The 23,017-nt window shown below is 33.3% G+C and carries 19 protein-coding genes; 10 read left to right on the top strand and 9 right to left on the bottom strand.

The window, feature by feature from the left end; translation table 11 throughout:
• The first annotated feature begins 54 nt into the window (after positions 1 to 54).
• Genes DPN68_RS07120 through DPN68_RS07110 form a run of 3 tightly spaced genes read left to right on the top strand, consistent with a single transcriptional unit; the run spans position 55 to position 1,844 of the window.
• Positions 55 to 765, top strand: a complete 711-nt coding sequence (locus DPN68_RS07120; RefSeq protein ID WP_113988963.1) for a hypothetical protein — start codon at positions 55 to 57, stop codon at positions 763 to 765.
• Positions 765 to 1,379, top strand: a complete 615-nt coding sequence (locus DPN68_RS07115; protein ID WP_113988962.1) for a deoxynucleoside kinase — start codon at positions 765 to 767, stop codon at positions 1,377 to 1,379. The genes DPN68_RS07120 and DPN68_RS07115 overlap by 1 nt, the downstream gene beginning before the upstream one ends.
• Positions 1,380 to 1,400: 21 nt before the next feature.
• A complete protein-coding gene (locus DPN68_RS07110) occupies positions 1,401 to 1,844 on the top strand; it encodes a hypothetical protein (RefSeq protein ID WP_113988961.1) in 444 nt (147 codons plus the stop codon).
• Positions 1,845 to 1,956: 112 nt separating this feature from the next.
• On the opposite strand, the gene DPN68_RS07105 is transcribed toward DPN68_RS07110, so the two are convergent.
• From DPN68_RS07105 to DPN68_RS07065, 9 genes are all read right to left on the bottom strand, one after another.
• Positions 1,957 to 4,416, bottom strand: coding sequence for a beta-mannosidase (locus tag DPN68_RS07105; protein ID WP_164496741.1), 2,460 nt, complete (start codon positions 4,414 to 4,416; stop codon positions 1,957 to 1,959).
• A 54-nt stretch (positions 4,417 to 4,470) separates the two neighbouring features.
• Positions 4,471 to 5,148, bottom strand: a complete 678-nt coding sequence (locus DPN68_RS07100) for a copper homeostasis protein CutC (RefSeq protein ID WP_113988959.1) — start codon at positions 5,146 to 5,148, stop codon at positions 4,471 to 4,473.
• A gap of 143 nt (positions 5,149 to 5,291) precedes the next feature.
• Positions 5,292 to 6,293 carry an isoaspartyl peptidase/L-asparaginase gene (locus tag DPN68_RS07095; protein ID WP_113988958.1) on the bottom strand — a complete coding sequence of 334 codons (1,002 nt, stop codon included), beginning with the start codon at positions 6,291 to 6,293 and terminating at the stop codon, positions 5,292 to 5,294.
• Between the two features lie 6 nt (positions 6,294 to 6,299).
• Entirely contained in the window at positions 6,300 to 8,573 is a 2,274-nt protein-coding gene (locus tag DPN68_RS07090; protein ID WP_113988957.1) for a glycoside hydrolase family 20 protein, read from the bottom strand.
• 78 nt (positions 8,574 to 8,651) lie between these two features.
• Entirely contained in the window at positions 8,652 to 11,231 is a 2,580-nt protein-coding gene (locus DPN68_RS07085; RefSeq protein WP_113988956.1) for a sodium-translocating pyrophosphatase, read from the bottom strand.
• 110 nt (positions 11,232 to 11,341) lie between these two features.
• Complete coding sequence (locus tag DPN68_RS07080) at positions 11,342 to 11,872, bottom strand: inorganic diphosphatase (RefSeq protein ID WP_113988955.1); 531 nt, start codon at positions 11,870 to 11,872, stop codon at positions 11,342 to 11,344.
• Positions 11,873 to 11,955: 83 nt separating this feature from the next.
• Positions 11,956 to 14,436 carry a DUF5686 and carboxypeptidase-like regulatory domain-containing protein gene (locus DPN68_RS07075; RefSeq protein ID WP_113989003.1) on the bottom strand — a complete coding sequence of 827 codons (2,481 nt, stop codon included), beginning with the start codon at positions 14,434 to 14,436 and terminating at the stop codon, positions 11,956 to 11,958.
• Between the two features lie 72 nt (positions 14,437 to 14,508).
• Positions 14,509 to 15,486 (bottom strand): pyruvate dehydrogenase complex E1 component subunit beta, encoded by a 978-nt coding sequence (locus DPN68_RS07070; protein WP_113988954.1) that lies wholly within the window; start codon positions 15,484 to 15,486, stop codon positions 14,509 to 14,511.
• A 196-nt stretch (positions 15,487 to 15,682) separates the two neighbouring features.
• A complete protein-coding gene (locus DPN68_RS07065; protein WP_157958500.1) occupies positions 15,683 to 16,267 on the bottom strand; it encodes a GldM family protein in 585 nt (194 codons plus the stop codon).
• A gap of 332 nt (positions 16,268 to 16,599) precedes the next feature.
• On the opposite strand from DPN68_RS07065, the gene DPN68_RS07060 reads away from it, so the two are divergent.
• From DPN68_RS07060 to DPN68_RS07030, 7 genes are all read left to right on the top strand, one after another.
• Positions 16,600 to 17,346, top strand: coding sequence for an electron transfer flavoprotein subunit beta/FixA family protein (locus tag DPN68_RS07060; protein WP_113988952.1), 747 nt, complete (start codon positions 16,600 to 16,602; stop codon positions 17,344 to 17,346).
• A gap of 89 nt (positions 17,347 to 17,435) precedes the next feature.
• Positions 17,436 to 18,404 carry an electron transfer flavoprotein subunit alpha/FixB family protein gene (locus DPN68_RS07055; protein WP_113988951.1) on the top strand — a complete coding sequence of 323 codons (969 nt, stop codon included), beginning with the start codon at positions 17,436 to 17,438 and terminating at the stop codon, positions 18,402 to 18,404.
• A gap of 199 nt (positions 18,405 to 18,603) precedes the next feature.
• The gene (locus DPN68_RS07050; protein WP_113988950.1) at positions 18,604 to 19,230 is read left to right on the top strand and encodes a bifunctional nuclease family protein; all 627 of its coding nucleotides are present in this window, start codon (positions 18,604 to 18,606) and stop codon (positions 19,228 to 19,230) included.
• Between the two features lie 29 nt (positions 19,231 to 19,259).
• Complete coding sequence (locus DPN68_RS07045) at positions 19,260 to 20,924, top strand: NupC/NupG family nucleoside CNT transporter (protein ID WP_113988949.1); 1,665 nt, start codon at positions 19,260 to 19,262, stop codon at positions 20,922 to 20,924.
• Between the two features lie 40 nt (positions 20,925 to 20,964).
• Complete coding sequence (locus DPN68_RS07040; RefSeq protein WP_113988948.1) at positions 20,965 to 21,789, top strand: thymidylate synthase; 825 nt, start codon at positions 20,965 to 20,967, stop codon at positions 21,787 to 21,789.
• Positions 21,790 to 21,798: 9 nt separating this feature from the next.
• Positions 21,799 to 22,251: an energy transducer TonB gene (locus tag DPN68_RS07035; RefSeq protein ID WP_113988947.1), complete on the top strand. Its 453-nt coding sequence runs from the start codon at positions 21,799 to 21,801 to the stop codon at positions 22,249 to 22,251.
• Positions 22,252 to 22,309: 58 nt separating this feature from the next.
• The gene (locus tag DPN68_RS07030; protein ID WP_113988946.1) at positions 22,310 to 22,957 is read left to right on the top strand and encodes a spermidine synthase; all 648 of its coding nucleotides are present in this window, start codon (positions 22,310 to 22,312) and stop codon (positions 22,955 to 22,957) included.
• Positions 22,958 to 23,017 lie beyond the last annotated feature (60 nt).

The raw sequence follows: 23,017 nt of genomic DNA, 5'->3' as shown, positions 1-23,017 counted from the left end.
TTTTTCTTTATCAGTTATTTTGGTTCTAGCCAAACGACTATAAATGCAATCTTCATGGATAGTTTAACTGTAAACGCTACAGAATTTATTGGTTTTGATGCCTATAAAGACCATTACTATATTACAAATAATGTATTTCACAAGCAAACTACCCAACAAAACTTGGTTTATAAGAATGTGGCATTAGGTAAAATAACAAAAATTGATGTTTTAAATCCGCTTCAACTGGTTTTACTTTATAAAGATTTTAATGCTGTTGTTCTTTTGGATAATCAATTGAATGAAACCAACCGCATCTTAGGCAACACAATTGAAACGCCTATTTCTTTCGAGTTTACTGGATTAGCGAGTGGTAATCAATTTTGGTTTTTTGATGTTTTTAGTCTGAAAATTGGTTTGTATCAATTTAAAAATAATAGTTTAAAATTTATTTCGACACCATTGGTAGCAATTCCAAAAGTCCATCAAAACAATTACAATCATTACCTATGGATTGACACTAATAATGATTTTTTCACCATTAATCTTTTTGGAAAAATTAGTAAGCTAGGAAAAATTCCAGTAGCTGATACTATTAAGATAATTGATGCTGGAAGACTTTTATTAAAAATAGACCAATCGCTTTACTATTATAACCTTACCGATAATAGCAGTAAAAAAATTGAACTTAGTGAAAATTCGTTTACTAATTTTTTCTTTAAAGATGGAATTTTGTCTATTTTTACCCAAAACAAAATTACTAACTATAAAATTATTCTACCGTAATGCACATAGCAGTAGCAGGAAATATTGGAGCAGGAAAAACCACGTTAACCCGATTATTAGCCAAACATTTTAAATGGGAACCGCACTTTGAAGATGTAGTGGACAATCCGTATTTGGATGATTTTTACCATCAAATGGAACGCTGGAGTTTTAACCTTCAGATTTATTTCTTAAACAGTCGTTTTCGTCAAGTATTGCAAATTCGTGAAAGCGGGAAGAAAATTATTCAAGATAGAACCATTTATGAAGATGCTCATATTTTTGCACCCAATCTTCATGCTATGGGATTAATGGCAAATAGAGATTACAACAATTATACTTCATTATTCGAATTAATGGAAGGCTTAGTTGGTGCACCTGATTTATTAATCTATTTAAGAAGTTCCATTCCTAATTTAGTAAGTCAAATTCACAAAAGAGGAAGAGATTACGAAAACTCCATTTCTATTGATTATTTAAGCAGATTAAACGAACGCTATGAAGCTTGGATTCAAACCTACGACAAAGGGAAATTAGTAATTATTGATGTAGACAACATTGATTTTGTAAACAGTCCAGAAGATTTAGGAATGATTATTAATCGAATTGATGCCGAAATTAACGGATTATTTTAGTTCTAATTAAATATCTAAACAATGAAAATACAAACTAAATTAATAACATGTATCTTGATATTTTTTTTATCAACAAACCTTACAAAAGCTCAATCTACAATTAATGAGATTACAAATGAGTTTTTTAAAGTCTACGAAAAAAATCCTAAAAAAGCGGTTGACTATATTTTTAGCACAAATAACTGGATGTCAAGAGAAAAGAATTATGATGTTGAAAATGTTAAATCACAATTATCAAATTTTATTGGATTGGTTGGAGATTATTATGGTTACGAAAAAATTACAGAAAAAAATTTAGGTGAAAGTTTAAAACTTGTTAGCTATATAATTAAATATGACAGACAACCCATTCGATTTACTTTTCTTTTTTACAAGCCTAAAGACGTGTGGAAAATACAAAACTTCAAATTTGATGATAACTTAGATGCTGAAATTGAAGAATCAGCTAAAATCAATAATTTATAGAACGCCTCGACTGAGTCGTTTTTTTGCGATGATTTGTCATTCTGAACTTGTTTCAGAATGACAAAGACATCTTTAGAAGCTGAAACAAGTTCAGCTTGACAGAACTACTTCTTTATTTCATAGTATCAAACAACGATTTTACTTTTATCTCTTTTACAGCTTTCGACAATTTGATAATTCGCTTTTCATTGGGCAATAAATCAAAATAATTATCCTCAAAAAAAGTATCATTTTCCGAAGAAAGAAAAACATTTTTGGCTAAAACATCAGTAGAAATTTCAATAGTAACTTCATCAATGTTTCGAATTTGAATATTCGGCTTTTGAAGTTTTAAATCTTTAGGTTTTACAAAGAAAAAATTAGATTTTATATCATTAAACGCTACTTTTAAAACGGTTTGTTGCAAATCGAATTGCTCTAAATCTACTTTCGGAATTTCATGAACATTGGCACTTGAATTTCCTTTAACACTAATTTCTTTGAAAGTTTCCCAAAGTGATTTTCCATCAAAAGAAAGCAATTCCAATTCTAATTTTCCAGAAAAACTTTCGAGATTATCATTAACCAAATAAATCTTATGCTTTTCATTTTCATCAGCAACCGAAAGCAACAAATTCTCAAAACTTTGCTTCGCTTGATAATGAAACGCTTTCCAATTGCCATAATAATCCAGCGAACTCCATGAAGTAACGGGCCAACAGTCGTTTAATTGCCAATACAATGTTCCCATGCAATACGGCTTGGCTCTTCTGTGCGCTTCGATAGCGATTTTCATGCCACGAGCTTGTAATAATTGGGAAACATATAAATAATCTTCAAAATCTTTTGGAACCACAAAATCGCGTTCCATGTGTTCATTGATGGTTTCATAACCTGTTGGATGTTTTTGGTGATTCTTAAAAGCTTCGGAAGTAAAATTTAAATCTTCTTTATTCATTACTTTTTGTAACGTTTCTAAATTTGGCATGCCCTGAAAACCGTATTCGCTTACAAACCTTCCAACTTTCTCTTCATAAATTTCAAAAGGTTCTTTTCCCCACCAAACGCCCCAATAGTGTACATCGCCTTGGGTTAAACTTTCTTTTCTTCCCCAACCTTTTGACGGAGACGATGACCAATAAATATTCTTTTCTTTCGGAAGCAAACTGTCTAATGTTTGCGGAATCATCTCGTGAAAAACTTTTTTGTAATCGTTCCAAATTTGGGTCGAATCGGCTTTGGAATAATTAAATTGTTTCTGCCAACCCCAATTATGCCAACCTTCGTCATTTTCATTATTGCCGCACCAAATGGCAATACTCGGGTGATTTTGTAACCGATTTACGTTATCAATTACTTCCTGTTTTACATTTTTCACAAATTTTTCATCACCTGGATACATGGAACAAGCAAACATAAAATCTTGCCACACTAAAATTCCGTTAGCATCGCAAGCTTCATAAAACGCATCATCAAAATAGACTCCGCCACCCCAAACACGAAGCATGTTCATATTCGCTTTTTTAGCATTTTCAACCAATGAAAAATAAGTGGAATCAGAAACTCGTGGTAAAAAATTATCTGGCGGAACCACATTTGCGCCTTTCATGAAAACCGGTTTTCCATTTAATTTGAAGTAAAAACTAGTTCCAACTTGATCTTTTTCTTGAATTAATTCGATGGTTCGTAGACCAATTTTAAGTTCTTTCTCTTCAATTTTTTGTTGGTTTTGTTCCAATGAAAAACGAAAAACATATTGATGTGGCACGCCCAAACCATTACTCCACCATAAAATGGGATTTTGAATGGTTATTGGAACTTTAACCACATTTTGTCCTTTTTTCAACTCATAAGGAAACGGTTTTTGACCTAATTTGATTTGGTACTTTCCTGATTTTTGGGCGAAAATAGTAAAAATGAAATCCAAATCAGCCACCGATTCATTCAACACTTTTTGCTCGTACTTTACACTTTCAATTTTAGCCGAATTCCAAAATTTCAATTGTACTGGTTTCCAAATTCCAGCTGTGACGAATCGTGGTCCCCAATCCCAACCAAATTGATATTGGGCTTTTCTGACAAAAACACGTTCTTTTTCGGGTAACGTATAAGATAATTTTTTCGCTTCATCTTTTCCTTTTTGAACTGCGGAATGAAAAACAACTTTTAAATGGTTGGTTCCAATTTTCAAATGTGTTTTAACAGCTATTGTCCATTTTCGGAACATATTATCCGTTTCTAAAACTGCTTTTCCGTTTAAATAAACCGTCGCAAACGTATCCAATCCTTCAAATTCTAAATCGATATTTTGATTTTTTAGTTCGAATTTGGTTAGTGAAAAATACGTTTCATATTCCCAATTTTCATTTTCAATCCATTGCAATTGCTTTTCATTGGTACCAAAAAAAGGATCGGGAATTAATTGGTTTTGGAATAAATCCGTGTGAATAGTCCCGGGAATGGTTGCCTTGTGTTTTTTTGTTTCGTTTTGTTTGCTGAATGTCCAGTTTTCTGTTGACAAATTGCGATAGGAAGTTTGTGCTGAAACGGAATAGCAAATAAAAATTAGAAACAATGTTATCTTTTTAAACATATAAGTCATATAAGTTTTTAGAGTGAAAGCTTAATTAAAATTAACGAAGTTCATTTAAGATTGTAACTTTTTCTTTAGTTGAATAATTTCTTCTGGATTAGCAATTTCACTTCCATCTGTAATTGCGGATGAATGATACCAATTGGCATTTACCAATTTATCTAATTCCGAAATGTTTGTGGAACGCAATCCACCACCAGACATTATTTCGATGCGATTGTTAGCCTGAATGACTAATTGTTGCAACACTTCTTTTCCTTCCATGACATTTGGGAAAGTTCCAGAAGTTAGAATGTTTGAAAATCCGCACGAGATAACATCTTCCAATGCTTTTTCGTAATCTAAAACTGCATCAAAAGCACGATGAAATGTACAAGGCAATGGTTTCGCTAATTCCACTAAAGCTATATTTTGTTCGATATGAATTGTTTTCTCCTCATTCAAAACTCCAAAAACAAATCCGTTGACTCCTAACTTTTTGATGGTTTCGATTTCCAATTTCATTTGTTCCAATTCTGCTTCTGAGTAAACGAAATTCCCTCCTCTTGAGCGAATCATTACATACAAATCGATAGTCAAATTTTCGCGAGCTTGTTTTATCATTTCGATAGTTGGAGTTGTGCCGCCAACCGACATATCAGCGCACAATTCTACTCTATCGGCTCCTGCTTTTTGTGCGATGAGAGCAGATTCAAGATTAAAACAAGCGATTTCTATTTTTTTCAAATTCATAAATATATTTTAAACCACATAGAAACATAGTTTTTTTTTGAAAATAATAAGTCGTTCCACTAACATAGGAAACATATACTTTGTGAATCCATAATTGGACTCTATCAACCTTTTTTATCTATGTTTCTATGTGGTTAATAAAACTAAGTTTTTAAGTAATAATTCGCATCGATTAATTTATTTCCGGCTGCATCATGAACAGCATAATTGAAACCTCCTTGCACACAGTACGAACCATATTCCCCTTTTTTATTCAAAGCGATGAACCCAACTTGGATATCTTTTAGGTTTTTTCCTCGATTTTGAGTCAGTTTTACGATTCGCATCACCGCTTCTTCACATGCTTTTTGGGGTGATTTCCCTTGACGCATGAGTTCAACAACCAAATGACAACCTGTAATTCGAATAACTTCTTCGCCGTGACCTGTTGCTGTTGCTGCTCCAATTTCATTATCCACATACAAACCAGCACCAATAATTGGGGAATCACCCACTCTTCCATGCATTTTAAAAGCCATGCCACTTGTAGTACACGCACCCGATAAATTCCCTTGCACATCAAGCGCAATCATTCCAATAGTATCGTGGTTTTCAATATTGGCTTTCGGCACATATTCACTAGTTTTTAGCCATTCTTTCCATTCTTTTTCGGAAGCTTCTAGTAATAAATTTTCTCTTTTAAATCCTTGAGATAAAGCAAATTGTAAAGCACCTTCACCAACTAACATCACATGAGGCGTTTTTTCCATCACCATTCTAGCCACGGAAATAGGATGTTTAATATGTTCCAAACAAGCTACTGAACCAATATTCGAAAATTCGTCCATGATACAAGCGTCTAGTGTCACTTTTCCCTCTCTGTCTGGGCGACCGCCATAACCAACGCTTCTTTCATTGGGATCACCTTCTGGAATTTTTACGCCAGCTTCTACAGCATCAAGAGCACGACCTTTATTTTTCAGCACTTCCCAAGCGGCTTCATTGGCTTGTAAACCAAAATTCCATGTTGAAAGTACAATTGGTTTGTTCGTTTTTCCTGAATTAATATCGATTTCAGTTTCCTCAGATTTCCCATTGAAAGCCTGAAACGCTACGCCAGCAGTTGCTAACGCTGTTGTTTTTAAAAAATTTCTTCTGTTTGTCATATTTTTTTATTCAATACCAATTTCATCAACAAATAGCCAAGCTTCTGAACCTGAACCAGGATTTCCATCTGTTATTTTACCAAAGTTTGTTGCAATTACTTTTACAAATTGGGCTTTTCGAGAATTAACTTCTAAAACTACTTCACCTATAACGTCTTGAATTTCGGATAAACTTAATTCAGAAACACTTTCGAAATTTTTACCATCATTTGAAAGGAATACTTCAATTTTTTTTGGATAATATATCCAACTTCCTTTACTTTCAAGCACGCAAAGAATTACTTTGTTTATTATTTCCGTTTTGCCCAAATTGATAGTTGCATTTAAATCTTTTCCAGAAAAACCTAACCAATCACGACCAAATTTACTTCTATTTCCAATTAATCCATCAACTAAGGTTAAAGCACCACCAATGTTGTAATTTTCATGAAGTTGGTTTATTAAACTAATGCTTTTCCCTACAGCTTTACTCCAATAAAATTTCTGTTCAACAATTGCACTTTTTTGTTTTTCATTTTCAAATAAGGCGGCTTTTATTGTTTGACCTTTTTTTATTTCTATGGGCTTTAAATATTGGATTGAATTTGAATTTGGATCAGAACCATCAGTTGTGTAACGAATTCCATTGGAGTTAGTAGCTGAATTTAATTCGAATAGCACACCTTCTCCATTTTCAGCACGATTTACTTTGGAAGTTACTTCAAATATAGCTCTACTATAGTTGATTCCTTTTTTATCATAAATTTCGAAATGTGAAATCAATCTTTTTTCAAATTCTTTGTAATTATTTGGGTTTGAAGTTCCCCATAATACTTCAGAAAGTGCTGCTATTCTTGGAAAAACCATATATTCAACATGTTCTGGTGTGTTGATGTATTCCGTCCAAACGTTAGCTTGAGCGCCTAAAATATATTTGGATTCTTCTGCGGAAAGTTCCTTTGGAATAGGATTGAAAGAATATACTTTTTCCACATTGGTATAACCGCCAAAAGCAATCGGTTCGTTTTTAGGTTCGCCTTGATAATGGTCGAAATAACAATGTGAACCTGGCGACATGACAACGAAATGTTTTTGTTTGGCTGCTGCGATTCCGCCTTCGGTGCCACGCCAACTCATTACGGCTGCATTTGGTGCTAATCCGCCTTCTAAAATTTCGTCCCAACCAATGATTTTTCGCCCTTTACTATTGACAAATTTTTCGATTCTTTGGATGAAATAACTTTGTAGTTCGTGTTCGTCTTTCAATTTTTCATCTTTGATTGTCTTTTGACAATGCGGACAACTTTTCCAACGCACTTTTGGACATTCATCACCACCAATATGAATGTATTCGGAAGGAAATAAAGTGATAACTTCTGCCAAAATATTTTCTAAAAAAGTAAAAGTTTCATCTTTTGGGCAAAAGACATCATCAAAAACACCCCAAGATTTTCCCACTTCAAAAGGTCCGCCTGTACAAGAAAATTCGGGATACGAAGCTAAAGCTGCTAAAGCGTGACCTGGCATTTCAATTTCGGGAACAACGGTGATATGTCGTTCTTTGGCGTAGGCTACAATTTCTTTGATTTCTTCTTGGGTGTAAAATCCGCCATAGCGAATATCGTCAAAAGTTTGGTCGGTATAATGTCCAGTCATGGAGCCGTTTCGCCATGCGCCGACTTCCGTTAATTTGGGATATTTTTTGATTTCGATGCGCCAACCTTGGTCATCAGTTAAATGCCAATGAAAGGTATTCATTTTGTACATCGCTAAATAATCAATATATTTTTTAATAAAATCCTTTGGAAAGAAATGACGAGAGACGTCTAAATGCATACCGCGCCATTGGAATTTTGGAATATCATCCATCATCAGATTATCCAATTTAATTTCTGTGGCATTGGTAGTAAATGGGATTAATTGGAGTAAGGTTTGGATGCCATAAAACAATCCTTGATTGGTTGAAGCATAAATAGCTATTCTGTCGCCAAGAATATTTAATTGATAAGCTTCTTTATTCGGAAATTGAGACTCTGGTTCCAAAATCAAATGAATTCGTGAACCAATTCTGTGCGCGTTTTTAATTGTGAGTTCCAATCCTGTTTGTTGTTTAATACTTTCTTTTAAAAATTTTACTTCAAAAGAATTAGTATTATTCGCAACAATAACTGTTTTTGGATTTAGTGAAAACTTATTGTTAATAGCGCTTGTTTTAACTGGTTTTGGGATAACATTAATTGGATTTTGTCCGAATGTTAAACAAACTGAAAAAGCAAGAAGAAAAAATAGGTTACATTTCATTGCAATAGATTTGACAGTGTTAAATATACAAAAAAACCTCACGAATTGTGAGGTTTTTTAGATATGCTAATTTAAAGATTATTTTCCAAGCGCTGCTATTTTAGCATCAACTTCTAAATCATCTCCTTCAAAAACTCTTTCTTCAGTAACTTCTTTACCATCTACCATTTTAGTTAAAGTAACCGTTGCTTTTACTTTTCCGTTCGCATCTTTTACTTTTTGTACATCCATGTTGATGATTTCTTCATGATGATTGTGTTTGCAATCTGGTCCGTGAACGTGCTCTTCTTTTCCAATGAATTTTCCATTTTCATCATACATTGCCATGCATTTTGCTTTACATTCTTCAGAACAACCATTGTCTTCACACATTTTGGCACATTCTTCTTTAGTCATATCGGCACATTTAGACAAATCGCATTTTGCTGAATCACAACAAACCATTTCAGTTTTTGAACAGCAAGCACTATGTCCGGTTGTTGCACCATGTCCTCCTAAGATTGGAGCAATTACTAAACCAATCAAACACGTTAATTTGATTAATATATTCATTGAAGGTCCAGAAGTGTCTTTAAATGGATCTCCAACAGTATCACCAGTTACTGCTGCTTTGTGTGCATCAGAACCTTTGTATGTCATTTCACCATTAATCATAACTCCAGCTTCGAAAGATTTTTTAGCGTTATCCCAAGCACCACCAGCGTTGTTTTGGAACACTGCCCAAAGTACACCTGAAACGGTAACTCCAGCCATATAACCACCTAACATTTCAGCAATCAATTGGTTGTTATCAGCGTAAACTAATTTACCTAATAATACAATTGCAATTGGGAAACCAATGGTTAAAATTCCTGGTAACATCATTTCGCGTAAAGCGGCTTTTGTAGAAATTTCAACGCATTTTCCGTATTCTGGTTTGCCTGTTCCTTCCATAATTCCTGGAATTTCTTTGAACTGACGACGTACTTCATATACCATATCCATTGCAGCTTTACCTACTGAATTCATTGCTAAAGCAGAGAAAACTACCGGAATCATACCTCCAACGAATAACATTGCTAATACTGGTGCTTTGAAAATATTAATTCCATCAATTCCTGTAAAAGTAACATAAGCAGCAAATAATGCTAATGAAGTTAATGCTGCAGAAGCGATTGCGAAACCTTTTCCAGTTGCCGCTGTTGTGTTTCCTACAGAATCTAAAATATCTGTACGAGTACGAACTTCTTTTGGTAATTCACTCATTTCAGCGATTCCACCAGCGTTATCAGAAATTGGTCCGAATGCGTCGATTGCTAATTGCATTGCAGTTGTAGCCATCATTGCAGAAGCAGCAAGAGCAACACCATAGAAACCTGCAAAAGCATAAGAAGCCCAAATTGCAGCAGCAAACAATAAAACCGTTGGGAAAGTAGAAATCATTCCTGTTGCTAAACCAGCGATTACGTTAGTTCCAGCCCCAGTTGATGATTTTTGTACTATTGCCATCACTGGTTTTGTACCTAATCCTGTATAATATTCTGTTACAGATGAAATAGCTCCACCAACAAATAAACCAACAATAGTTGCATAGAAAACACGCATTGAAGAAATCTCTTTAGCTCCTTCGCCATAGAAATTCATTGTCATTACTTCAGGCAACATATATTGCACTAAGAAATAACATGAAATAAGTGTTAAAATAATAGAAACCCAGTTTCCTTTGTTTAATGCACTTTGAACTTGTGCTTCTTTAGCATCGTCACTTGAAATTTTCACTAACATAGTTCCAATAATAGAAAATAAAATTCCAAAACCAGCGATTGCCATTGGTAATAAAATTGGTCCAATTCCACCAAAAGCGTCATTGATTTGACCGCCCATATCTTTAATTACGTAATTTCCTAAAACCATCGCTGCTAAAACAGTTGCCACATACGAACCGAATAAATCGGCACCCATACCTGCAACGTCTCCAACGTTATCTCCTACATTATCTGCAATTGTAGCTGGATTTCTCGGATCATCTTCTGGAATACCAGCTTCAACTTTTCCAACTAAATCTGCACCTACGTCAGCTGCTTTGGTATAAATACCTCCACCTACACGAGCAAATAATGCAATAGATTCAGCTCCAAGAGAGAATCCTGCTAAAGTTTCAAGAACAATAGTCATGTCTTCTGTAGAAGTCCATTGACCGTGCATGAAAAATCTAAAAAATATGATGAAAAAACCTGTCAATCCTAAAACGGCTAAACCAGCAACTCCTAATCCCATAACGGTTCCACCGCCAAAAGAAACTTTTAATGCTTGAGGTAAACTCGTACGAGCCGCTTGTGTTGTACGAACATTAGTTTTCGTTGCGATTTTCATACCAATATTTCCCGCATAAGCTGAAAATATAGCTCCAAAAATAAACGCAATTACAATTAACCAGTGAGTGGTTGGTACAAAAAACGAAATAGCTGCTAACACTACACTCGCTCCAAGAACAAAGAATGTCAACAATTTGTATTCTGCTTTTAAGAAAGCTAAAGCGCCTTCATAGATGTAATCTGAAATCTCTTTCATTTTTCCATCTCCAGCATCTTGTTTAAGTACCCATGTTCGTTTGACTGCCATAAATACCAGTCCTAACAGTGCCATTGCGATTGGCACGTAGATCATCATTGATTCCATAAATTATTAGTTAGTTTTTATTTGTTAATTCAATTCTGTTACGAACAAAAATAAACAAAAAAGGCAATATTCATAGAAAATATTGCCTTTTTTATATAAAAACTTACAAATTATTTAATACTAAACAATCCTGCAGGTTTATTTTCAATTTCCTCAAAACGTCTGGTGCATTTTGCTAAGATTTCTTTTGCTTCGTTTACATCGCCCCAACCTTCTACGTCAACTTTTTTGTTTTCTAAATCTTTGTACACTTGGAAGAAATGCTCGATTTCTTTGATTAAGTGTGGATTTACATCACTCAAATCATTTAATTTATTCCAAATTGGATCAGAAACAGGAACACAAATTACTTTTTCATCCGGACCTTTATCGTCTGCCATATGGAAAACACCGATTGGTTTTACTTCCATTACACAACCTGGGAATGTTGGTTCATTAATTAAAACTAAAACATCTAATGGATCTCCATCTAATGCTAAAGTTTCAGGAATAAATCCGTAATCTGCTGGATACATCATTGACGAAAATAACATTCTGTCAAAACGCATTCTTTTTAATTCAAAATCGTATTCGTATTTATTTCTACTTCCTCTTGGAATCTCAATCAATACATCAAATGTAGTAATCTTATCTGCTGTCATTTCTTATTTGTTTTTAAAAGCGGGTGCAAAGTTACCACTATAAAACATGAGAAGCAAAAGAGTTTTGCAAAAAAAATATAGGTTTAGAAGTAAAATCCGAAGGAAGCTCTTACAGCAAATTTTCTTGCATCAGGCATATCCAAGTAACTTCCTCTCCAAGCGCAATCGATTCGTAATACTTTAAAAATATTCCCAATTCCAGCATGATATTCCCAATATACATCTTCCGGTGCGATGTAGTTTAATCCAGATGCATTTAGTAATTTGTTTCGGTCTGAAACTCTTCCGTAAACACCTTTTATCCCAACAATTTCACGTAAATTCAATTTTCTTAAATACGGAACTCTTGAGAATAATCTTCCGTTGAAATGATGTTCGAAATGTAACGAAGCATATTCATCGGCAACAAAATCATAATAATTTAATAAGTTGTACGTATTTTCAATTACGAACCAAGATTGGTTTCCTGGAATTACACCCATTAATCCCAATGGCACTTCACCAAATATTTTTCCTGTTTCAAAAGTGGTAAACAACCTTCCAAAACCTCCAACTAATGCAGGTTGACGATAATAAAATTGTAGCTTTTGGTAATTAAAATCACTATCTAATACCCCTTTAAATCCATTACTGTAACTTAAAAATACTCTAGCGTAATTGAAGTCTACATCCATTCGATCTACACCGTAGCCTAAAGTTTTTCGCTTTGGCGTGTATTCAGCTACTAGATTAATTTCGGATTGTTTGACTTCACTTTTTATTTCCGATTGTGTTATATCGGTATAATAATCCAAACTAAATTCACTAGATGCAGACTTTAGTGTTCTGTAAGTGAAATTGGTTTGAAAAGTAAAGTTTTTTAGTGGTTCAATTTCAAAACCCAAAGTAGTTAAGTTAACTGAAGTCAATTGGTTATTTACACCACTTGCAAAAAGTGCTGACGAAGCAAAACTTCTTCCCAAAACATCATTGGAAGTAGTTAAACTTACTCCCATTTGTTCTACATCGCGACGATTTCCTACAGACAAAATTAAACGATTGTTTGGGTTCACCATCCATCGTCCTGAAATACCATATTTGAATTGCTGGTCTCTAAAACCATAAGCTGTGTAACCTTGAATACGCCATTTATCATGTGGTCCAAAGTACGTCCTTCCGCCAATTCTGATGCGTTGCCCTTCTACATCATTATAACCAAAAGTGGAGAAAATGGGTCCAAAATCGACATTGCCTACTTGAATATATCCACTTCCTAATATGGTTGCTAAGTCGTAAATTCGCTTGAACTTGGGTACTGTTTGAAGTGTATCCAACATTTTGTAAATTCCAGCTTCATTTTCATTGAGTTTTTCAAAACGATTTTCTTGCCAAAATTCTTCCGGTTTATTGAAAACGCTGTTGTCGTAAAAATTAACTTCTTGGCGATAAAACTTATCTTCTTTGGGTTCGTTAAACACGTGATTTTTTACAACTGTAGTTCTTTTTCCATAAACGCCTTTAGATTCTTCTTTTTTGGAAAAACTAAAATCCGACATCATGTAATCTCTTTTCAAAAGAAAAACGGAATCGTTCAGGACTTCAAATTCTTGTTCGATATAAATTTCTTTTACCCAGTTGATATTGGCACTTTTACTGGCTTCTAAATTGATTTTTTTAATTGCAAACGTGGTGTCATTTACCCAAAAATCACCTTTGAAAGTCAATTCATTTTTTCGTCTTGGATAGTAAACAATGTTGTAGCACCATTTGTTATCGATAAACATACTATCATTCAACACATAGTTGTAAACATGAATTCCTGTACGTGAAAGCGGACTCACAAAATCTTTATCAAAAAACTTCAGGTAATTGTCGTAAATATTATAATCGGCATATAAATCTTTGATAAATGTATTAACGCCATCTCCATTTCCAAATCCAGAATTTTTATTGGCTTTTAGAATTTCTTTATGTTTCTTTTTAACATTATCACCATAGACTTCACTTACACTTTCATTGATAAAAATAGGTAAAAATGTTTTCCCTGTAATTCTTGAAGTGTCGATGTTGTCAAAAATAAACTCCATTCCTTTGAATACTTTGCTGCTCATAAAAGAACTGTCAATCGTATTCATGTCGAATTCTACTTTTTCATATTTGTCATATTTATATTGATCAAACATGTAAAGTCCGTTTTTTCGCTTTCTTTCCCAAATTTTTCTTAGAATATCTAGAGCCGGATTGTTCTTTTTAGAAGTTTTCCCAGTATAAACTACAACCTCTTTAAGTGTTGTTCCTTGAATTAAAACGATTTTTAAATTGGAATTTAAACCTTTTTTTAATGGAATTTCTTGTGTTTCAAATCCTACGAATGAAATCACAAGTGTACTGTAATCTTGATCGGATTCAAAATAAAAAATACCGTTCTCATTGGTAATTACACCTTCTTTTGAGTTTTTAAAAACTACGTTTGCAAAAGCTATGGGATCTCCAAACTCATCTAACACTTTACCACCAACTTTCGTTTGAGCTGAAGTTAAAAGAGTAATTAAAAAAAATAATATCGCGAATAAAACTTGTTTCATGTATAAAATGGAATCAATAAAAAGCCTCATCAATTCAGTTTTGATGAGGCTTCAAATATAGTGAGTTATATTTTATTTATACATAACTTTTTTTACTGCTTTTATCACATCTTGTGCATTTGGCAACCATTCTTTCAATAACGCTGGAGAATATGGTGCTGGTGTATCCGCAGTTGTGATTCTTTGTACTGGAGCATCTAAGTAATCGAATGCTTTTTCTTGAACCATATACGTAATTTCAGATGCCACACTACCAAAAGGCCAAGCTTCTTCTAAAACCACTAATCGATTCGTTTTCTTCACTGAATTTAATATCGTATCGTAATCTAATGGACGAACCGTTCTTAAATCGATGATTTCACAAGAAATTCCTTCTTTAGCTAATTCATCAGCTGCTAAAAAAGCTTCTTTTAATATTTTTCCGAAAGAAACGATAGTTACATCTGTTCCTTCTCTTTTTACATCGGCAACACCTAAAGGTAAAATGTATTCTCCTTCTGGAACTTCACTTTTATCGCCATACATTTGCTCTGATTCCATGAAAATAACAGGATCATTATCACGAATAGCCGCTTTTAGTAAACCTTTTGCGTCGTAAGCATTTGCAGGAACTACTACTTTAAGACCTGGACAGTTGGCATACCAACTTTCAAAAGCTTGTGAATGCGTCGCTGCTAATTGACCCGCAGAAGCTGTTGGCCCTCTGAAAACAATTGGAATATTGAATTGTCCGCCAGACATTTGACGCATTTTTGCTGCATTGTTGATAATTTGGTCAATTCCTACCAATGAAAAGTTGAAAGTCATGAATTCTACGATTGGACGATTGCCGTTCATAGCAGAACCAACAGCAATTCCAGCGAAACCTAACTCAGCAATTGGTGCATCAATTACACGTTTTGGACCAAATTCGTCTAACATTCCTTTAGAAGCTTTGTAGGCTCCATTATATTCAGCAACTTCTTCACCAATTAAATATATCGTATCATCATGGCGCATTTCTTCGCTCATCGCTTCGCAAATGGCTTCTCTAAACTGTATCGTTCTCATGAATTTTTATTTGAAATCATTAATTTGAAACGCAAAAATATAAAAAATAGCGGGAATAAAATATTTGGTTCTAAATTATTTGTATGATGATGATGTAATTATTCTAATCTACATGATTTGAAAAAAATTTTGAAGTTTAATAATAACTTCAACTTCATTAACAATTTACTATTAAACAGTAATTATTGAAAACAACCTAATTTAGATTATATTTTCTCTTTTCTGTTATGATTGGTTCAACAAAGTATTGTATGTTGTTAATGTAAATTGTAATATTTCTAAAAACAATTATGTCTTCATCTTCCAAGTTTTCAAAGTAATATTTTGCTTTTTCATTAAACCTTTTTCCTTTAAAATATTCGTTAATTAAAATTTTATCCTTTCTAATTATAATTAATTCATATTCCACTTTAGAATTGTCAAAATTTAAATCAACTATTTCAGATTCAACTGAAATCCCTGTTGCCCTTGATAACAACAAACTACCATCTTTATCAATGGGAGCCATTATTTTAGCATTTAAATCAACATCTTTAACATTTAGGTAAATTTTAGACACTCCCTTTTTTTTAGAAGTGAATATTTTGATTTCTAGTAAACCTTTGCTTTTTGGTATAATTGTAAAATTACAATTTTTATTTTCAATAACTTCTCCTTCAACTTCAATAAAGAAATCTTTACATTTTGTATTTTCTAAACTAATATCAACTGCATTTGCAATTCCCGCATACAATTGATTATTTAGTGGTGTAGAAACAACAATTTCTTGTGAAGTAGCCAAAAAAGGAAATATTAGAAAAATGTAAAATTTCATAAATTTATTGATAATACTAGTTAATCATTATGTATACTCCAAATTTACAATTTTAAATATACATTTTGTTTTTTGTTGTTTTAATTTTGACTCTTAATTTATTATTTGCAATTTATTAAACATGTTTAATGATTGTAATATTCACAATTTAAAGCAGCTTTAAAATCTTCAAATTACACATTCTATAAAAAAATCATAAAATTGGCTACTTTTTGATATTTATTATGCGTGCATAGTTTTTTATTTGATAATTTTTAGTAAATTCGTAGCGTTATTATTCACTTATTTAAACAGAAAAAATGAAAATATTAGTTTGCATTAGTCACGTACCTGATACTACATCAAAAATTAATTTCATCAATGGTGATACGGAATTTGATACCAATGGTGTTCAGTTTGTAATCAATCCAAATGATGAATTTGGTTTAACTAGAGCTATTTGGTTTAAAGAACAACAAGGCGCATCAGTTACTGTTGTGAATGTTGGTGGAACTGACGCAGAAGCAACTTTGAGAAAAGCTTTAGCCATTGGTGCTGATGAAGCTATTAGAATCAATGCCAACCCAAGTGACGGAATGTTCGTTGCTACTGAATTAGCAGCAGTTGTAAAAGCTGGAAATTATGACTTAGTAATTGCAGGTAAAGAATCTTTAGATTATAACGGCGGTATGGTTCCTGGAATGTTAGCAGGATTATTAGGTTTCAACTTTGTAAACTCATGCATTGGTTTAGATGTAAATGGAACTGAGGCAAAAGCAATAAGAGAAATCGACGGTGGAAAAGAAACAGTTTCAACTTCTTTGCCATTAGTAATTGGTGGACAAAAAGGTTTGGTAGAAGAAAAAGATTTACGTATTCCAAATATGCGTGGTATTATGATGGCTAGAACGAAAGCTTTGGATGTTAAAGAACCAACAACTACTGAAACAGCATCGAAAGCGGTTAAATTTGAAAAACCAGCTGCAAAATCTGCTGTAAAATTAATCAGTGCGGATAACATTGACGAGTTAATCGATTTATTACACAACGAAGCAAAAGTTATTTAGTTTTCAGTTTTCAGTCACAGTTTTCAGTAAAGAACTAGACTCAAACTATTAACTTTTAAACTTAATTAAACTTTTAAACTTAAAAAATCATGTCTATATTAATATATGCTGAATCAGCAGAAGGAAAATTTAAAAAAGTAGCATTCGAATTAGCTTCTTATGCAAAAAAGGTTGCAGATGCTATGGGAACATCAGTAACTGCAGTTACAATTAATGCAAGCAATGCATCAGAATTAGGAAAATATGGTGTTAGCAAAGTATTGCAAGTTACTAATGAGCAATTGGCTACTTTTAATGCCAAAGGGTATGCATCAGTAATTCAACAAGCAGCTGAAAAAGAAGGAACAAGTTTAGTGGTTCTTTCAAGCACAACTGATAGTTTGTATTTAGCACCACTAGTTGCTGTTAGTTTAAAAGCAGGTTATGCTTCAAATGTAGTTGCTTTACCAGTAAGCACATCACCATTTCAAGTAAAAAGAACGGCTTTCTCAAACAAAGCTTTCAATGTAACCGAACTAACAACAACAGTAAAAGTTATTGGATTAGCTAAAAACTCATATGGATTAAATGAAGACGCAGTTGCAACTTCAGAAGAAGCTTTTGCTCCAGCACTTGACAGCAGTGCTTTTGGTGTAAAAGTAGAAAATGTAGAGAAAGTTACAGGAAAAGTAACTATTGCTGATGCCGAAATCGTAGTTTCTGCAGGTCGTGGAATGAAAGGTCCAGAGAACTGGGGAATGATTGAAGAATTAGCAGCTGTTTTAGGAGCAGCAACTGCTTGTTCTAAACCAGTTTCTGACATTGGATGGAGACCTCACAGCGAGCACGTGGGACAAACAGGAAAACCTGTAGCATCAAACTTATATATTGCAGTAGGAATTTCTGGGGCAATCCAACATATTGCAGGAATTAACTCTTCAAAAGTAAAAGTGGTTATCAATACTGATCCTGAAGCACCTTTCTTTAAAGTGGCTGACTACGGAATTGTAGGCGACGCATTTGATGTGGTTCCAAAATTAATCGAAAAATTAAAAGCTTTTAAAGCTGCAAATGCTTAAAAATTTTAATTACAATAATCAACAAAGCACCTTTTACGAGGTGCTTTTTTTGTGTTTAAACGCAAAATTATTTTAGTGTTCCTTATTTTTAATCAAACTTATAATCAGTTTGTTTATATTTGTAAATTAGTTGAATAATGAACCTCATTTTTACGGAATAATACTATTTTTGTGCCGCTAAAATGACAGTAAAAAACCTATGAGCTTAGTAAAATTAACTATAAAAGGAATTTCCTATAGCCAAACACAAAATGGCGCTTACGCACTAATTTTGAATGAGGTGGATGGCGAACGCAATTTGCCTATCGTAATTGGTGCTTTTGAAGCCCAATCCATTGCTATTGCGTTAGAAAAGGAAATTAAACCACCAAGACCATTAACGCACGATTTGTTCAAAAGTTTTGCTGACCGATTTGATATTGTAGTTAAACAAGTTATTATTCATAAATTGGTAGATGGCGTATTTTTTTCCAGTATCATTTGTGAAAGAGATAAAATTGAGGAAATTGTTGACGCAAGAACTTCCGATGCTATTGCCTTAGCATTACGTTTCAATGCGCCTATTTTTACCTACAAAAACATCTTAGACAAAGCAGGTATTTACTTGAACATGTCAAACACAGAGGAAAACCCAACTGGCAATGACGACGGTGTACTTTCTGAACCAGAAACTTTTGGTAGCGAAAGTGATTCTCCTGTTTCAGGAACTGATTATTCTGGCTTCACATTACAACAGCTTTACGATAAATTAGACGAAGCGGTTCAAAATGAAGACTACGAAAAAGCCGCAAAAATAAGAGACGAAATATCTAAAAAAGAATCGTAACCACAGCTTTTACTTAATTCAAAATCAATATGTTAAAAAAAATTATATATTTTTCAATTGCTTTTCTTTTTGCAATGAACCTAGTGGGTCAAGAAGTGGAATTAGAGAAAAAATGGCAATTGCAATCGTCTCAAACTGACTTTTTAGAACTAAAAGAAGGCACTTACCAATTGAAATTATCATCGGATAGTTTATTCCAAAAAGGGGATTATTTGATTCAAGACAAATATTTATTTTTATTTGAAAACGGTTCAGATTCACCTACCAAACGCTTTTCTATTGAAACCCAAACCGACTCTACATTAACTATAAAAAAAGGAGAAAAGGCCTATTCATTTTTTGCTTCCAATAAAGTTAAAAACAAAGGGAATTCAATTGAGTTAAAACCTAATGAAGGCATAACCCCAATGGGAATTGGAAGAGGCGTTTTAGGAATGGTGTCTTTATTATTAGTTGCTTTTTTATTTAGTGCGAATCGCAAAGGAATCAACTGGAAAACAGTCGCAATTGGATTAGGAGCACAATTAATATTAGCCATTGGAGTTTTGAAAGTTGGTTTTATTAAATCAGCATTTGAACTAATTGGAAAATTGTTTGTTTTAGTTCTAGATTTTACTCGAGCTGGAAGTGAATTTCTATTAGGTGGCATGATGAACGTAGAAAGCTTTGGATTTATTTTCTTGTTCCAAGTTTTACCAACTATTATTTTCTTTTCAGCTTTAACTTCGTTATTATTTTACTTAGGGGTAATTCAAATTATCGTTAAAGGACTAGCCACTTTATTAACAAAAATTCTTCAAATTTCAGGCGCTGAAAGTTTATCAGTAGCTGGAAACATTTTCTTAGGTCAAACAGAAGCGCCATTGATGATTAAAGCGTATTTAGAGAAAATGAATAAAAGTGAAATTCTATTAGTTATGGTTGGTGGAATGGCAACTGTTGCTGGTGGCGTTTTAGCGGCTTACATTGGTTTTTTGGGAGGAAATGATCCTGTTTTACGTTTAGAATTTGCGAAACATTTATTAGCAGCTTCTGTAATGGCAGCACCGGGTGCAATTGTAATTTCAAAAATACTATATCCGCAAACAGAAAAAATTGACACTGCTGTTGAAGTTTCAAAAGAAAAAATTGGTTCAAATATTCTAGATGCCATTGCAACTGGAACCACAGAAGGTTTAAAATTAGCTGCTAACGTAGCTGCCATGTTGTTAGTTTTCATCGCTTTTATTGCTATGATAAACTGGGGACTTGGTATAATTGGTTATTACACTGGATTAAATGAATTAATATCATCTTATACTCCATATACAAAATTCTCCTTAGAAACGATTTTAGGAATTATTTTCTCACCTTTAATGTGGCTCATTGGTGTTGCCAAAGAAGACATGATGTTAATGGGACAATTGTTAGGAATTAAGCTAGCGGCTTCTGAATTTGTTGGTTATATTCAATTGGCAGAGTTGAAAAATATGGCAAATGATATTCATTTTACGTATCAAAAATCTGTAATTATGGCGACTTATATGTTGTGTGGTTTTGCCAATTTCGCTTCCATTGGAATTCAAATTGGAGGCATTGGCTCATTAGCACCCAACCAAAGAAAAACATTATCAGAATTTGGACTAAAAGCGGTAATTGGCGGTAGTTTAGCATCCCTTTTATCAGCGACAATAGCTGGGATGATAATTGGATAATCTAACTTCTAATCTCTAACTTCTAACCTCTCTCTAAAAAATGAAACAATACCACGACTTAGTAAAACACGTATTAGCAAACGGCAACCAAAAAGGCGACCGCACGGGAACTGGAACATTAAGTGTATTTGGGTATCAAATGCGATTTGATTTGAGTAAAGGTTTTCCAATGGTAACTACCAAAAAACTCCATTTAAAATCCATTATTTATGAATTGTTGTGGTTTTTGAATGGCGATACCAATATCAAGTATTTACAAGAAAACGGTGTTAAAATTTGGGACGAATGGGCGGATGAAAATGGCGATTTAGGTCCGGTTTACGGTCACCAATGGCGCAACTGGAATAGCGAAGAAATTGACCAAATTACCGAATTAATCGAAACACTGAAAACCAATCCAAACAGCAGAAGAATGTTAGTTTCCGCTTGGAATCCTAGCGTTTTGCCTGATACTTCAGTTTCATTTGCTGAAAATGTAGCCAATGGAAAAGCCGCTTTACCTCCGTGTCATGCCTTTTTTCAGTTTTATGTTGCCGATGGCAAATTAAGTTGCCAATTGTACCAAAGAAGCGCTGATATTTTCTTAGGCGTTCCTTTTAATATTGCTTCTTATGCTTTGTTTACCATGATGATTGCACAAGTTTGTGATTTACAAGTAGGCGAATTCATCCATACTTTTGGTGATGCTCACATCTATAACAACCACATCGAACAACTAGAATTACAATTAACCCGCGACTGTCGTCCGTTACCAAAAATGAAATTGAACCCAGAAATCAAGAATATTTTTGATTTCACATTTGACGATTTCACTTTGGAAGGTTACGATCCACATCCACATATTAAAGGAATTGTTGCAGTTTAAAAATTAGTTATGAAAAAAATTATCTTCTTTTTAGTTTTATTAATTCAATCAAACGCTTTTTGTCAGAATGAAAAAAGTGAAACTGAAGAACAAAAGAACACTTCGGAATTATCATTTACAGAAATCGAAACCATTCCAGCATTTAATGGTTGCGATAACAAAAATAAAAATGAAGCAATCAAAAGCTGTTTCAATCAAAAAATTGCTGAACATATAGCAAAACACTTTAAATATCCAAATAAAGCAATTAGAAAAGAAATTCAAGGCAAAGTTTTGGTTTCATTTGTTATATCAAAAACTGGAGAAATTACCAATGTAAAAGCAGCAAACAAAACGCATCCTATTTTAGAAGCTGAGGCCATTCGTATTATTAAATTATTACCAAGAATGACACCTGGAAAACAAAAAGGTGAACCTGTAAATGTTGCTTATACGATTCCGATAAACTTCAAACTTCAATAATTCTATTCCAAAAATTACTTCAAAACTTAAGTTTGTAATTTATCCAAAAGCCATTCTAATGAAAAAATTATTAAGTTACCTATTACCTATTACAGTTTCAGAAATTGAAACTGAGAAAAATGGAAAAGTTACAGTAACTTATGATTTTGGCAAGAAACTTTTACACAGCCAAAATGCCAATTACTCTTATGGTTCGTTACAAAAAATTCTAGAATTTGGCTTGAACCAAGTTCCTGTTTCATCTTGCAATTCTGTTTTAATTTTAGGATTTGGTGGCGGCAGTGTTGTTCCTTCTTTACGTGAACGTTTTGGATATAAAAAATCGATTGATGCCGTTGATTTTGATGCGAACATAATTGCATTAGCATTGGAAGAATTTGGTTTAAAAAACGACAACCAATTAACCACCATTCACCAAGAAGCATTTGCTTATTTACAAACGTGTACGAAAACATACGATTTAATTGTAGTAGATATTTTTGTAGACCAATTGGTACCAGCTACTTTTTATACAACCGAATTTTGGAACGCGCTTCAATCCCATTTAACTCCAAACGGGCATTTTATTTTCAACGCAAGCATTTTTGGACAAAACGAAGAAGAACTTACTGCATTACATCGTCATTTGAATACCAATTTTGAAGTGAAACGTTTTGATTTAGTAGAAGGAAGTAATACGCTTCTTTCAGGAAAAATAAAGGTATAAGAACAAATTATACTCATTCAAAAAGATCCTTTTATTTATTAACTTTTTCAATTCTTTAAT

Origin of the sequence: Flavobacterium tibetense (assembly GCF_003293845.1) — a bacterium.
In the GTDB taxonomy this organism is placed as follows: Bacteria; Bacteroidota; Bacteroidia; order Flavobacteriales; family Flavobacteriaceae; genus Flavobacterium; species Flavobacterium tibetense.
Note: the sequence above shows the minus strand (reverse complement) of the source record. Positions and strands in the feature narration are given on the sequence as shown.